The following is a 13,704-nucleotide window of genomic DNA, read 5'->3' on the forward strand; positions in this document are numbered from 1 at the left end:
TCACGGGCGCCGCTTCGCCACCGCGTGAACGAACTCGGTGACCAGCACGTCCTCGAACACCGGCAGGTCACCCGGCTTGCGGCTGGTCACCAGCGGGCCCGGCCCGTCCCGGCAGACGTGCACCTCCTCGTCCACCCAGTGGGCGCCCGCGTTGACCAGGTCCGTCCGCAGGCTGGGCCAGGAGGTGAGGGTGCGGCCGCGGACGGCGTCGGCCTCGATCAGCGTCCAGGCTGCGTGGCAGATCGCGGCGACCGGGCGGCCGGAGGCGCAGCAGTCGTGTACGAAGGCGACGGCCGGCCGGTCCAGCCGCAGCCGGTCCGGGTTGTCGACGCCGCCCGGCAGCACCAGCCCGTCGTAGTCGGCCGGGTCCGCCTCCGCGACCAGGCCGTCCACCGCGAAGGTGTCCCCGGGCGCACGGTGCCGGACGGCCTGCACCCGGCCGGGGGCGGTGGACAGCAGGCGGGGGGTGCCGCCTGCCTCGGTGACCGCCTGCCAGGGCGAGGTGAGTTCCTCCTGCTCGACGCCGTACGGCGCGACCAGGAAGGCGATCGTCCGGCCGGTCAGGGTGATCAGCGGCCAGCCCATGGCTCAGCGCGGGCGGTGGGTGGTGAGGTCCTCGGCGGGCGGCGGGGCGGTGCCGACCCGGGCACGGGGGCAGTCGAGGTGGACGGTGCGGTCGAGGTGGTCCACCCGGGCGACCAGGCCGACCGGGACGAGCACCCGGGCGCCCGGCACCCAGGGCTCGGCGTCGACCATCAGGTGATCGCCGCCGTCCTGCTCGATCCGGCCGAGCGGGCCGTCGGTGGCGTGTACCTCGTACCCGACCAGGGCGAGGTCGGCGGCGGGGTGGGAGCCCGGGCGGTACTCCCACAGGTCGGTACTCATCATCAGGTCGTGCCTCTCATCGCGTCACGCGTCCGGGCGGTCCCAGGGCCGACGTTCGCGGCGCTCGTGCCGCTCCTCCCGCGCCGGATCGGCGAACCCGGACCCACGGGACCCCCCGCGCCGCCGCAGCAGCTCCGTGGCGGCCACCGCGCCCGCCACCGAGGCGGCCCAGACCACCCCGAGGGCGATCAGCACGGCCGTGGTGGGAGTGCGCACCCCGATGCCGAGACAGATCGACGTCATCACCAGTACGGTCAGCAGCACCCCGACCGAGATCCGGCGCCCGGCGGCCCGCAGCGCGCCGAGGACGCGGTTCGGCGGCTTCGCCCCCATCGTGCTCAACTTCCGGTCGAGGCGCGTGTCCTGGCGCAGGTCGGACTCGATCTCATCAAGGAGCCGCCGCTCCCATCCGCTCAACGCGGGTCCGTCCATCTCGGTCACCTCCGACATTCCGGTGACGTGCTCGCACCCGGGCGATTGCCCGGTACGGGCCGGCGTTAACCGTTCCGCGGACCTGTCCCGGCGCCCACGCGCCCGAACGCCCGGGGACGGGCGAGCAGGCTGTCGTCCAGGACACGCAGCAGGGCGGCGGCGTCACGGTGGACCTCGACCGCGCCGGCCACCCGCAGCTCGGGACCGGCGTCCCCGCCGGTCTCCAGGGCGACGCAGGACACCCCGGCCCGCCGCGCCGCCAGCACCTCGCGCACGCTCCCGGCGACGGCCACGGCGTGCGAGGGCTCGCCGTCCACCAGCTCCAGGGCGGCCCGGACGGGGTCACCGCCGGGGGCGGCCACGGTCAGGGCGGGCGCCCCGGCCGGCCCGGGGCCGGTCAGCACGACCGTCCAGCCGCGTGCGGCGCACTCGCGCAGCAGTTCGGCGCCGCCGGGCAGCCGGGGCCGCCAGTCGGTACCGAAGAGGGCCGCCGAGATCACCGTCATGGTCACCGCTCCCGTTGCCGTGCTTCCGTGCCCCCGACGCAGGCCACGTACCGTGCGCGCCCTTCCAGGTTAGGACGGTCCCCGGCCCCGCGCGCTGCCTGCCGGGGACGGGCGCCCCCCACCGGCGAAAACCGCTTGGCGGCCGCTGCGCGGGAGGCCATACTCCGGACGTCCACGGGCGAGCGCGGGGGGCGGGAGAACGCGTGGCGGTGTTCGAGTGCGCGGGGTGCGGTGCGGCGCTGACCGTGCCGGTGGCGGAGGTGGCGCTGCCGCCGCACGCGCACCGCGAGGGCGGCGACAGGTACCTGCCGCCCCTGCTGGAGCCGGGGACCTTCGCCGTCGACCCGGAACCCTCCGAGCCGCCCTGGCGCCCCTGGTCCGCGATCAGCCCGGCGCAGGCCGCCGCCCGGGGCGTGTACGCACCCGTCGACGGCCTGTGGTCCGGCCCTGGCGGGGCCGTCCTGCTGGCCCCGGGCGACACCCGCGGCACCGCCCTGATCGCGGAGCAGTGCGACGGCTGCTGCGCCTGTGCCGGAGGGCCCAACCTGGCCTGCGAGCGGTGCGGGCGGACGGTGGGCGCCCGGATCGACGACTGCTACCGCTGGCAGGCGGTCTGGCTGTACCCGCGGGCCGTCCGACGGGCCCCGGTCGAGGGCCCGGCCCGTCCGGACGGAGACGGCTGGACGGTGTCCCCGACGCCGCCCGTCGAGCCCGGGGGCTGGTGGAGCGACCGGTGGAGCGCCGCGGTCGGGGAGGCCCTGGCCGAGGTCCTGGCGGCCTCCGGCGGCGCGCCGGTGGCGGTGGCCCCGGGCCTGCTCGCCGAGATCTTCGGCCGCACCCTGCACCGGCTGCTCCCGGTCGGCGCCCCCGTCCGCACCCTGGGCCTGGCCGGGCCCGGGTTCACCCCCGCGCCGGTCCCGGACATCGCCCTCGTCCCCCGCCACCCGTGGACCGGTGCCGCCTGGCAGCCGCCTTTCGGCGGCGTGGTGCCCGTCCCACTGGACGCCGCGGTGTGGACGCACCTCGCCTTCCCGCCGCTGCGCCCCACCACCCGGCTGCCCGCAGGGGAGGAACGCGACGACCCGCTGCCGCTGCGCCCGCGCCTGCTGTTCGAGCCCGACCGGCGCCTGCTGCGCCACCGCCTCGCCCGGCTGCCCGCGGTCCGGCAGCCCTGGCTCCGCGCGATCTACGATCGGCTCGGCGACCGCCACCACCACCGGGCCGCTTCGGAGGGCACCCCATGAGGATCAACCTGACCACCGTGTTCGTCGACGACCAGGACAAGGCGCTGCGGTTCTACACCGAGGTGCTGGGCTTCGTGAAGAAGGAGGAGGTCCCGCTCGGCGAGTACCGGTGGCTGACGGTGGTCTCCCCCGAACAGCCCGACGGCACCGAGCTGTTGCTGGAACCCGACAGCCACCGGGCCGTCAAGCCCTACAAGACGGCCCTGGTCGAGGACGGCATCCCGGCCGCCCAGTTCGCCGTCGACAACGTGCACGCCGAGTACGACCGCCTGCACCGGCTCGGCGTGCGCTTCACCCAGGAGCCGACGGCGCTCGGCCCGGTCACCGTCGCCGTGCTGGACGACACCTGCGGCAACCTCGTCCAGCTCGCCCAGTTCCACCGGTAGGCAACACGGACCAACCGGGCCGCCCTCCGCCGGTGAGCCGCGACAGCGCCTGAGGCTACGCGGGGTCGGACGCCAGCCGGGCGTGCAGGTGCTCGTCGGTGTACGGGCCGTCGCCGTAGCGGTAGGAGGCCCGCAGGGTGCCCTCGTACGGGAAACCGGCGCGAGTGGCGACCCGGCAGGAGGCCTCGTTGTCGACGGCGTGGTAGAGCTCGATGCGGCGGGCCCCGGCGGTGCGGACGCCCCAGGCGGTGACGGCGGTGGTGGCCTGGGTGGCGAGGCCGCGGCCGCGGGCGGCGCTGAGCAGCCAGTAGCCGACCATGGCGACGCCGTCGTCCCGGTCGGTCCAGCGCAGGGCGACGTTGCCGCACAGCGTGCCGTCGGCGGCGTCGGTGATGGCGAAGGAGGCCGTGCCGCCCTCGGCCCAGCGGGAGTCGGCGCGGTCGAGGTAGGCCTCCGCGCCGGCCCGGTGGGTGGCGTCGCGCAGCGGGTTCCAGCGGGCGATCTCCGGGTCGGCCGCGGCCGCCATCACCGCGGCGGGGGTGCCGCCGGGCAGGTCGAGGCCGCGGCCCCACGGGCGGAGCAGGATGTCGCCCAGGTCGAGGACTTCGGGGCGGAGGAGGCGCTGGTCGGTCGCCGGGTCACTGGTGGTCACCCCGCCTTCCTACCGCCGCCTCCCCCGCCGCCGCCAGCGAATAACCCGGCGCCGTCGCGTGATCCGGCGCTGGTCGCAGACCGGCCCCTAGGACAGCGCCACGCCGACCGTCGCGGTCCAGATGCTGTCGTTCGAGGCCGAGGGCGCCACCGCGCTGCCCCAGGCCAGCACCAGCCGGTCGGGCGCCGACGCGGAGAATCCGAAGGTGTCGCCGGGCCACACCGAGCCGGTGCCGAAGTCCTTCGAGACCTGGACCGGGGCGGACAGCCAGCCCCGGGTGGTCGAGAAGGTCCGGAGGTACTGCGCGTAGCCGCGCGGGTCGCTGCTCGACAGCCAGCCGACGTACGCGATCCCGGGAGGACCGGCGACGACCTGCATGACGTGCGGGACGTTCAGCGCGTCCGAGGGCACCTGTACCGGCGCGGACCAGGTCGCCCCGTGGTCCCGCGAGTACGACAGCCACCCGGTGTCGCTGTCCGGGCCCTGGGTGTCCCAGGTCGCGTACAGCGTCCCGTCCGGGCCGAGCGCCTCGCTGCCGTCGATCCACCACTCACTGTTGTTCATCGACCCGGCGCCGCCGCCGACCCGCACCGGCGGGGACCAGGTGGCGCCGCCGTCGGTGGAGCGGGTCGCGTAGGTGTAGGCCACGGTCAGGTTGTCGGTCGGGACGTCGGTGACGACGTAGCCCTGGTAGAGCACGTCGATCGAGCCGTCCGGCTCGACCGTGACGGGCGCGCTGTCGGCCCCGCTGTTCGGGTAGCCGGGGCTGATGTGGGACATCGGGCTCCAGGTCCGGCCGCCGTCGGTGGACTTCTGCAGCACCGCGTTGACGTCGCCGGTGGCGAAGGAGCAACTGCCGGACGCCGGGCAGAGGAAGGTCACCGCGGCCGCGCTCGGCCCGTAGTCCCAGGTCAGGTAGAGCGTCCCGTCCGGGCCGGCGGTGATGAAGTCCCGGTCGCCCCAGTTGTTCGCGTCCGGCGGGAGGATCTGCCCGACGGTCTTGAAGCTGGCGCCGTGGTCCGTGCTGACGTCGACGACGGGGTAGGTCAGGCCGGAGCGGGCGACCATGAACGCCACGTAGACCGCACCGTCGGGCGCGACGGTGATCGCCGGATCCCAGGACCGGCTGCCGTTCTGTCCGGTGCTGCCGGGCAGCGTGAGCGGCGGGCCGAAGGAGGATCCGCCGTCGCGTGAGCCGGCGAAGCCGATGCCCTTGCAGCCCATCCAGATGTCGTACACGGCGTTCACCACCGGGTCGACGGCCTGGATGGCCTCGGCGCTCTGCCCGGAGCAGGAGGCCGAGACGTTCGTCGGGGTGCTGATCGCGTAGGTGGCGGCCGCGCGGGCGGCCGGGCCCGCGGTGACGGGGGCACCGGCCGGTGCGGCCTGCGCCGGTCCGATGGTGAGGGCGAGGGCGGTGGCGCCGGCACAGAGGCCGACGAGCAGGGATCTGAGCCTGCCGGGACGTGCGCGCACGGGCTGATCTCCTCAGGGTGGAAGGGAGCCTGGGGGAACCTTGCGTGGGGTGGCGGGCCGTCAGCAGCGGTGCCGCGTCCGGCTTCCGGACGGATTCCCCCGGGCGACGGTCGCGAAGCCGTGCGGCTGTGGAGACAGCTCGGACGTCGTGTGCGGGGCCGGTTCAGATCCGGAAAAGCCACGCAGGGGTCTTGTGCTGCCCCTGCGTGGCTGGATACGGACAGGGCTCTGGATACGGGCATGGCTGTCTGATCGGCCGGTCATCCGAACGGCAGGCTCCGGCGCACCGGTCTCAGCGCCCCGGGGCGACCCGGCCGACCAGGTGGAGCAGCCGGTCCAGGGCGTCCTTAGAGTTGGGCTCGGTCAGGTTGACCATCAGTCGGAACGCCACCTTCAGCAACGCCGGGTGGCCGAGTCCGGCGGCGCCCGCGGCGCCGAGCAGCCGGGGGCGGCCGAGCAGGTCGGCGGTCAGCCGGCCGAGGGCGAAGTAGCCCGCGTAGGCGGAGCGCAGCTTCTGCGGGTAGGCGCGCAGGGCGAGTTCGCGGCCGCGGTCGGTGCGGCGGGCGTGCGCCTGGACGATCGTCTCGGCGGCGTAGCGGCCGGATTCCATCGCGTAGGCGATGCCCTCGCCGGTGCCGGGGCTGACCGTGCCGCCCGCGTCGCCGATCAGCAACAGGCCGTCCGCGTAGTGCGGTTGGCGGTTGAGGCCCATCGGGAGGGCGGAGCCGCGGATCGGCTCGGTGACGGCCTCGGGGGTGTAGGCGTAGCCGGGCGGCAGGCCGGCGCACCAGCGCCGCAGCAGGTCGCGCCAGTCCAGGTCGGTGCCCGTGGTGTCGAGGACGCCGAGGCCGACGTTGGCGGTGCCGTCGCCCATGCCGAACACCCAGGCGTAGCCGGGCAGGAGGCGGTGGGCGGGGTCGTCGGGGTCGCGCAGGTCGAGCCAGGCCTCCAGGTAGCGGTCGTCGTGGCGCGGGGTGGTGAAGTAGGTGCGGTAGGCCACGCCCATCGCGCGATCGGTGCGGCGGTAGCGCTTCATCGCGACCGACAGCCGGGTCGAGTTGCCGTCGGCGGCGACCACGATCGGGGCCCGGTACTCGACGGGCTTGCGATCCTCCCCCAGCTTGACGCTGACGCCGGTGATCCGGCCGGACCGCTCGTCCGTCAACGGGCCCGCCACGTTGGCCCGTTCGACCAGCCTGGCGCCGGCCGCGGCAGCCTTGCGGGCGAGCAGTTCGTCGAAGTCGGCGCGGCGGCGCACCAGTCCATGGCCGGGGAAGGCGGAGAGCTCGGGCCAGTCGAACTCCATCGAGCGGCGTCCGGAGATCAGCCGCAGCCCGCGGTTGTGCAGCCAGCCGGCCTCCTCCGAGACGTCGACGCCCATGTCGACCAGCTGCTTGACGGTGCGCGGCGTGAGGCCGTCGCCGCAGACCTTCTCCCGGGGGAAGGCGGACTTCTCCAGCAGCAGGACGTCCAGGCCGGTGCGGGCGAGGTGGTAGGCGGCTGTGGAGCCGGCCGGGCCGGCGCCGACCACGATGACGTCGGCGCTGTCCTCGGTCGGGGCGGCCGGCTGCCGCTCCGGTCGCACCTGCTGCTCTGAGCCGGGCATCGAGCACTCCCCCTGGGTCGGATCGGTTCCAGACGGACGATAGAGAACCTCGCCTTCCGCCCGCCGCCCCGACACGCGGGCCCGGGTCCCGAACCGGCCAATACCGGCCATCGCCTGACATGCCTGCGGCACGCACCGGTCCAACACAATCGGGTGATCAGATTGTTGCGAGGGACTAACCGGACCAATCGCCCCCAGCGACGCATTTAGGCCAAACGTCCCTTGCATCGCGTTTCCCACTACGGGAACTTTTGTGCCCCTCACGTCGTACGGATCCGGCCCCCGGGCCGACGGTCGACCGAGAGCTCCCTCCCACCCACAGGCTCGTCCCGGCCTGCCGTTACCCGATGGAAGACCCATGCGCATCCGCTCCACCGCCGCACGCACCCTGGTGGCCGTCCCGACCGCCGCCGCCCTGATGCTGCTCTCCCCCGTCGCGCACGCCGCCGCCGGCGGCAACGGCAACGGCAAGGGCCACCCCGGCAACAACGGCACCGTGAAGATCCACGACGCCGCCACCGGCCAGGAGGACGTGCGCAACGAGCCCAAGGTCTGCACCTTCTACCTGGACTCCTTCGGCTTCGACCCGAACCAGGACGTGCTCTGGGCGATCTTCGACATGAACAGCGACATGACCGAGCCGGTCGTGTTCGGTGACCTCCCGGTCGACGGCAAGGGCCACATCCGCACCGAGGACATCAACCTGCCGGACGGCCACTACAAGCTGTTCTGGAAGGCCGTCCCGCTGGTCGACGGCGAGCTGCCGGAGCACCCGGACGTCAGCAACCCCAAGCAGAAGGTCTTCAAGGTCGACTGCGGCGGCGAGACCCCGGCCCCGACCGGCAAGCCGACCCCCACCGGCACCCCGACCAAGAGCCCGTCGGCCGGCCCGACCACCGTGCCGAGCACCACCCCGTCGCACACCCCGGCCCCCTCCCACACCCCGACCCCGTCGCAGACGCCCGCACCCTCGCACTCGGCCACGCCGTCGCAGACCCCCACGCCGTCGCACTCGGCCACGCCGTCCACCACCCCGGCGCCGACCACCCCGGCGACCGAGCCGGCCAAGACGCCCGCGCCGACCACCCCGGCCACGGAGCCCGCGAAGACCCCCGCGCCCACCACCCCCGCCGCCGAGGTCCCGACCGGCGCGCCCAGCGACGCCCCGAGCGCCGGCCCGTCCACCCCGCCGACCGCCACCGTCCCGGTGCACCCCGGCGCGGGCACCAAGGTCGCCCCGGACCAGCCGCTGGTCGTCCCGGCCAAGGTCAGCGTCCCGACCCCGATCCCGGGCGCCTCGGACGGCAAGAAGCTGGCCTCCACCGGTAGCGACGGCACCCTGCTGTACGCGGGCGCCGGCACCGCCCTGCTGGTCGCCGGCGCGGGCGCGGTGGTCTACACCCGCCGTCGCCGCACCTCCTCCTGACGACCGCAGGAGCCTGCGGCACCGCCGAGTTGCCGCAGGGAACCCGATGACGCCGCCTCCGGGGGTCTGAGCCCTCCGGAGGCCGCAGGGCCGCGTCTGAGCCGCGGCACCACGGAGCCCCCGGCCCGCTCGCAGTAGCACCGGCGCCACGGGCTCCCGGCCGTGACCCGCCCCTCCCAGCGGGCCCGGCCGGAGACGACGGAAGCCCCTGACCGCACGGGGGGACGGCCAGGGGCTTCCGTTCTTCACCACGGCCACCACGGCCTCGCTGGTTCACCCTTCTCACGGATTCACCGCCAGCACCACGAACTCCGCCAGCGCCCCGAGGTGCAGCGCGCCCTGCAGCAGGGTCGCCCGGCGCGGGATGACGGTCAGCGTGCCGAGCACGACCGTCAGGGTCAGCAGCACCATGTGCGACGGTGCGAGGCCGAGGACGAGCGGCCCGGAGAGCCAGGCGGAGGCGATCGCGACCACCGGGATGGTCAGGCCGATGCTGGCCAGCGCCGAGCCCAGGGCCAGGTTGAGGCTGGTCTGCACCCGGTTGCGCACGGCCGAGCGCAGCGCCGCGATGGTCTCCGGCAGCAGCACCGTCATGGCGATCACCACGCCGACCACCGCGTGCGGGAGCCCGGCGCCGTCCACCGCGGACTCGATGGTCGGCGAGACGGCCTTGGCCAGGCCCACCACCGCCACCAGCGCGACGGCGAGCAGCAGCAGGCTGACCCCGGCGGCCCGGAGGGTGGGCGGGCTCGCGTGGTCGTCGTCCTCTTCCCGGCGGATCCTGCCCTCCGGGGGTGACGGGCAGGAAGTAGTCCCGGTGCCGCAGGGTCTGGGTGGTCACGAACAGCCCGTACACCACGAGCGAGGCGGTGGCCGCGTAGGCGAGCTGGGTGGTGGAGAACTGCGGACCCGGCGTGCTGGTGGTGAAGGTCGGCAGGACCATGCTGAGCGTGGCGAGGGTGGCGATGCAGGCGAGCGCCGTGCCGGTGCCCTCGCCGTTGAAGACGGCGGTGCGGTACTTGAGCGCGGCAACGATGATCGACAGGCCCGTGATCCCGTTGCAGGTGATCATGACGGCGGCGAACACGGTGTCCCGGGCGAGGGTCGCGGACTTGTCCCCTCCGTCGGCCATCAGCGTCACGATCAGCGCGACCTCGATCACGGTGACCGCCACCGCGAGCACCAGCGATCCGAACGGCTCCCCGGTCCGGTGCGCGTGATCTCGGCGTGGTGCACGACCGCCAGCACGGCCCCCATCAGGAACAGGGCGACGACGCCGACCACCCAGCCGGGCAGGTCCTCGTGCCAGGTCAGGACGAGCACGACGAAAGCCGCCACCGGGACGACGACGGTCCAGTGCGCGGTGGCCTCGCGGAGCTTCGCGATCATGCGCCCGAGGATCCCAGACCGCGGGCTCGCCACCCGGGTGCCCGCGCCGGGACATGGACGGATGTGGAACACCTCGTCCCGGTCTGCGCAGTCACCCTCCGTAGTCGGCGAGGTAGCGGAGCACCTTGTCGACGTGCGGGCGGACCCGTTCCGGGACTCCCCCGGCGGCCGCCACCGACTTGTCACTGGTGCGGTAGGCGGCGGCGACCAGAGCGGGCAGGTCCCGGGTGAAGCCGCGGCGCTTTATCTGCTGGTCGAGCCAGCAGACGTAGTTGCCCATCGCGGCGATCGCGTCGCCCGGGTCCAGGTACGACTTCGGTCCGTCGTGGTTGGCGGCCCTGGCCCAGGCGTCGAAGACGGCGGGCGTCCACATCGCGATGCCGTACTCACCGGTCTCCGGGCGGGCCGCGTTCGGATCGAAACCGCTCTCCGCCTTGAGCATCGCGGCCAGCAGGACCGGGGTGATCTCCGGCTCGGGGCAGCGCCGGGCGGCGACCTCGATCGTGCCCCGGTAGGCCACCGGGACGTCGGAGCCGGCCGGGATCGCCCCGGGCAGCGGCGGCACGGCGCGGAGCGCGCCCGGCGCGAGGGGTTCGGGGCCGCCGGTCAGGGCGAGCAGGAGGGCCGCGCAGGCCAGCAGGCCGGCGCCGGCCCGGACGGCCCGGCGGCGCCCGGCCGGGCGGGCGGTGGCACGGGCGACCAGCGCGGCGAGGTCGGTGCGGGCGCGCTCCTCCCGGTCGGCGGTCAGGCATGCCGCCACCACCGGCCGCCAGCTGGCCGGCAGCGCCTGGTCCGGCCGAAGCGGGGCGGCACCGCGCGCGTACGCCTGGGCGGCCAGTGACCTGGCCCGGGCGGTGGCCCCGAGGAAGGGGTGCAGCCCACCGGTGAACAGTTGGTGGGCGATCACCCCGAAGGCCCAGACGTCGGCGCTGGGACGCAGTGCGACCCCGCGCGCCCCGGTGCGCTGGGACCACCACTCGGGCGGGACGTGGTCCGGCGAGCCGAGCGGCGGAGCGTAGGCGTGGGTGCCCTCCAGTTCGGCGGTGAGGCCGAAGTCGGCGATCTTGGCGGTGCCGTCGGGCATCAGCAGGATGTTGGCCGGTTTGAGGTCCCCGTGGACCCAGCCCGCCCGGTGCATGTGGGTCAGTCCGGCGCAGACCTCGGTGAGGATCCGTTCGGCGCCGGGCACCGGCGTTCCGGCACGGACGGCGGCCAGGACGTCCTGCAGGCTGCGGGCGGCGCGCTCCATCACCAGGGCGACAGCGCCGTCCAGTTCGGGGTGGTCGGGGTCGTCGACCGTGACCACGGCGAGGGTGCGGATCAGGTGGGGATGGTCGGCACGGCGGCTGAAGCGCAGCTCGCCGGCGGCCATCTGGGCCAGAGTGCGGCGCTGACCGGGGCTGGAGCGGGCCGGGCCGAGGAGCTTGACGGCCGCCGGGGTGCCGTCCGGACCCTCGGCGGCGTAGACGCTGCCCCAGGCGCCCGCGCCGAGGAAGGCGCCGGTCCGGTAGCCCGCCAGCGGGTAGCCGTCGGGGATCTCGAAGGGCGGCGGGGCGGCGACGGGCCGCTCCTGCGGGGGACCGGCACCGGGGGCGGCGCCGTGCTCCCGGGCCGGCGTCACGGCCGCGCGACCGGGCGCCGGGGCGGGAGCAGGGCCAGGTGCTCCTCCCGGACGAGGTCGAACCGCAGGGCCAGGCCGACCAGTTCCTCTCGCTTGCCGCCCGCCGCTCCCTCCTCGTACGGATCGCGCAACCGCAGCTTCGTGCCGACCAGGTAGTCGATGTGGTAGTTCACCGCCGAGCGGGTCAGCCCCCGGCAGGAGGGCAGGACGCGCAGCCGGGCCAGCACTTCGGTCACCCCGGGGACGGCGGCGGTGGAGGGCGAGCGGAGCCGGGGTTCGCAGAGCGCGAGCAGCACCAGGAAGTACTTGGCGGTCGGGTCCAGGGCGAAGGGGCTGACGGTGCGCTCGCCCTCGGCACCGCCGGGGTGGCCGTCCAGGTAGGCGTGCTGGGGAGCGAAGACCTTGAAGGCGGCGGGCTCGCCGAGAGCGGGCAGCAGGACGCGGGAGAGTTCGAAGGGGACGGGTGCGCCGAGGCGCCCGGGGGCCACCTTGATGTGCTCGCCGGCGCCTTCGAGGTTCTCCACCACGTAGGTGGCGGTGGTGCTGAAGTTCGACAGCCGCCAGTAGTCCTCGGCGGCGACCACCTCGCCGGCGCGCCGGGAGACGCCTTGGTCGGGCAGCGGGATGGCGACCGGCCGCCCGGGCTCGCCGCGCCCGAACACCGCGGCCTCGCCGGGGCCCATCCGCAGCAGTCCGGGCGCCGGATCCGGCCCCGGGCCGGGCAGTTGCACGATGACCGTGTCCACGCAGCACCTCCGTGGGATCGGCTCGATGGTATCCGTCCGATTCGCCCAAGCGGCAAGGCGCCACCCGGACGAGTGAAGGAACACGGCCAACCGAGGTCGGTCTGCGGGGAGTTGTCCCGCCGAGCAGGCCCGGCCGGGCGGTGCCGCGTCGTGCACGCCCGATAAAAGGGTGATTCAAGGTCTGGTCAAAGCAGTGGTGTTGGCGTACGGGACGCGGCGCACCAGGACCAACTCGGCCCTCTCCGGCACCACGGACACCGCCTCCGTGCGCCCGGCAGGCGCCCCGGACGGGGCTTGGGTACAGTTCGAGTAGGCCCACGGCCCTTTGGACACCGAGGGGTTGGAACGTATGGCCGAACCGGAGGAGCCCGCCCGAGTGGCCCTGACGCTGACCTCGGACGACTTCGGTCACCGGGCCGCGGCGTCGGCGCCTGCGGGCGGCGGCGCGACGGCCGGGCGGCGGACGGTTCCGCCGCCCGGTAACTGATCCTCCGTCAGGCGGCAACTTGTCCGCACGCTGAACATTCGGCGAACGATTGCAGCCAGTAGTTGAACGGTCACGATGGGTGTGACGCAACGCACACATGCGAATCCCAGGATGTGTGCAACACTCATCTCATCCAGTGAGATTCCCTTAATTTCCAAGGAGGTTCGTATCATGCGCACTCGGATTGCAGCCGTGATGATGGCGGCGGCAGGGATCGCAGCCCTGTCGGCTGCTCCCGCCATGGCCGCCACGGCGACGTCCGAGGCCGGCACCGTCGCCTGCGCCACGGTGCTCAACCGCCCCTGCATCACGCACCAGGTCGACGGCGACGGCATCGTCGGCATAGCCCAGGTCAACGCGGACCCCACCCAGTTGACGATGGTTCAGGTAGAGGTGCGTTCCCAGCAGGCCTGGGGCAGCCCGTGGGAGACGGTCGCCAGCGCGTCCGCCGTCCGACTGGGCTCCGTCCAGGCCGCCACCCCGAAGGTCACCGGCCCCGCCCCCCACATCGTCTGCGCCACCGCCGGCCCGGCGCTGGACGCCAGCAGGCAGGTGACCACCTGCACCAACCCGTTCTGACCGCCACGGCCAGGACCCCCGGCCGTTCACCCGTGGAACGGCATCCGTAAGACAGGGCAGCGCCCGTACGACCGGGCGCAGGGAGCCGGGGCCGTCACGGCCCCGGCTCCTCGCACGTTCCACCCGGCGAACCGCCGACGGGCCGCGCCGGGGCCTGGTGCCGGGCCCCACCAGGGCGGACGCCCGGGCCCCGCCCCCGGCGCGTATTAACAAAAGTAGCTGCCGCCCGGTGTATAAGGGTTGATATAGGGGGGGGGCGGGTAATTAAA

13 protein-coding genes and 1 pseudogene are annotated in these 13,704 nt (G+C 74.3%); 4 read left to right on the plus strand and 10 right to left on the minus strand.

Annotated elements, in window-relative coordinates:
• From ACFV1W_RS27645 to ACFV1W_RS27660, 4 genes are all read right to left on the minus strand, one after another.
• Positions 1 to 585, minus strand: coding sequence for a type 1 glutamine amidotransferase domain-containing protein (locus ACFV1W_RS27645; RefSeq protein WP_380419951.1), 585 nt, complete (start codon positions 583 to 585; stop codon positions 1 to 3).
• 3 nt (positions 586 to 588) lie between these two features.
• Entirely contained in the window at positions 589 to 888 is a 300-nt protein-coding gene (locus ACFV1W_RS27650; RefSeq protein ID WP_380419952.1) for a PRC-barrel domain containing protein, read from the minus strand.
• A 21-nt stretch (positions 889 to 909) separates the two neighbouring features.
• On the minus strand, positions 910 to 1,317 hold the full coding sequence (locus ACFV1W_RS27655) for a DUF3040 domain-containing protein (RefSeq protein WP_380419953.1): 408 nt from the start codon (positions 1,315 to 1,317) through the stop codon (positions 910 to 912).
• A 65-nt stretch (positions 1,318 to 1,382) separates the two neighbouring features.
• A complete protein-coding gene (locus ACFV1W_RS27660) occupies positions 1,383 to 1,823 on the minus strand; it encodes an HAD family hydrolase (protein WP_380419954.1) in 441 nt (146 codons plus the stop codon).
• Positions 1,824 to 2,026: 203 nt separating this feature from the next.
• Here ACFV1W_RS27660 and ACFV1W_RS27665 point away from each other — a divergent pair, with 203 nt between their 5' ends.
• Positions 2,027 to 3,067: a hypothetical protein gene (locus ACFV1W_RS27665; RefSeq protein ID WP_380419955.1), complete on the plus strand. Its 1,041-nt coding sequence runs from the start codon at positions 2,027 to 2,029 to the stop codon at positions 3,065 to 3,067.
• Entirely contained in the window at positions 3,064 to 3,453 is a 390-nt protein-coding gene (locus ACFV1W_RS27670; protein WP_380419956.1) for a VOC family protein, read from the plus strand. Before ACFV1W_RS27665 ends, ACFV1W_RS27670 begins: the two co-directional genes overlap by 4 nt.
• Before the next feature lie 55 nt (positions 3,454 to 3,508).
• On the opposite strand, the gene ACFV1W_RS27675 is transcribed toward ACFV1W_RS27670, so the two are convergent.
• The 3 genes from ACFV1W_RS27675 to ACFV1W_RS27685 all read right to left on the minus strand — a co-directional run bounded on the left by ACFV1W_RS27675 (position 3,509) and on the right by ACFV1W_RS27685 (position 7,187).
• A complete protein-coding gene (locus ACFV1W_RS27675; protein WP_380419957.1) occupies positions 3,509 to 4,105 on the minus strand; it encodes a GNAT family N-acetyltransferase in 597 nt (198 codons plus the stop codon).
• An 87-nt stretch (positions 4,106 to 4,192) separates the two neighbouring features.
• Positions 4,193 to 5,581 carry a hypothetical protein gene (locus ACFV1W_RS27680; protein ID WP_380419958.1) on the minus strand — a complete coding sequence of 463 codons (1,389 nt, stop codon included), beginning with the start codon at positions 5,579 to 5,581 and terminating at the stop codon, positions 4,193 to 4,195.
• Positions 5,582 to 5,873: 292 nt separating this feature from the next.
• Positions 5,874 to 7,187, minus strand: a complete 1,314-nt coding sequence (locus ACFV1W_RS27685) for a geranylgeranyl reductase family protein (RefSeq protein WP_380419959.1) — start codon at positions 7,185 to 7,187, stop codon at positions 5,874 to 5,876.
• A 358-nt stretch (positions 7,188 to 7,545) separates the two neighbouring features.
• Between ACFV1W_RS27685 and ACFV1W_RS27690 the strand changes: the two genes are divergently transcribed.
• Positions 7,546 to 8,613 (plus strand): LPXTG cell wall anchor domain-containing protein, encoded by a 1,068-nt coding sequence (locus ACFV1W_RS27690; protein WP_380419960.1) that lies wholly within the window; start codon positions 7,546 to 7,548, stop codon positions 8,611 to 8,613.
• Positions 8,614 to 8,895: 282 nt separating this feature from the next.
• Here ACFV1W_RS27690 and ACFV1W_RS27695 read toward each other — a convergent pair.
• The 3 genes and pseudogenes from ACFV1W_RS27695 to ACFV1W_RS27705 all read right to left on the minus strand — a co-directional run bounded on the left by ACFV1W_RS27695 (position 8,896) and on the right by ACFV1W_RS27705 (position 12,369).
• A pseudogene (locus tag ACFV1W_RS27695) lies at positions 8,896 to 10,002 on the minus strand (calcium:proton antiporter).
• A 91-nt stretch (positions 10,003 to 10,093) separates the two neighbouring features.
• The gene (locus ACFV1W_RS27700) at positions 10,094 to 11,623 is read right to left on the minus strand and encodes a serine/threonine-protein kinase (RefSeq protein ID WP_380419961.1); all 1,530 of its coding nucleotides are present in this window, start codon (positions 11,621 to 11,623) and stop codon (positions 10,094 to 10,096) included.
• Entirely contained in the window at positions 11,620 to 12,369 is a 750-nt protein-coding gene (locus tag ACFV1W_RS27705) for a serine/threonine protein kinase (RefSeq protein WP_380419962.1), read from the minus strand. The genes ACFV1W_RS27700 and ACFV1W_RS27705 overlap by 4 nt, the downstream gene beginning before the upstream one ends.
• Positions 12,370 to 13,027: 658 nt before the next feature.
• Here ACFV1W_RS27705 and ACFV1W_RS27710 point away from each other — a divergent pair.
• Entirely contained in the window at positions 13,028 to 13,435 is a 408-nt protein-coding gene (locus ACFV1W_RS27710) for a hypothetical protein (protein ID WP_380419963.1), read from the plus strand.
• The last annotated feature ends 269 nt before the right edge of the window (positions 13,436 to 13,704 follow it).

The sequence above is a fragment of the Kitasatospora sp. NPDC059648 genome, assembly GCF_042734825.1.
In the GTDB taxonomy this organism is placed as follows: Bacteria; Actinomycetota; Actinomycetes; order Streptomycetales; family Streptomycetaceae; genus Kitasatospora.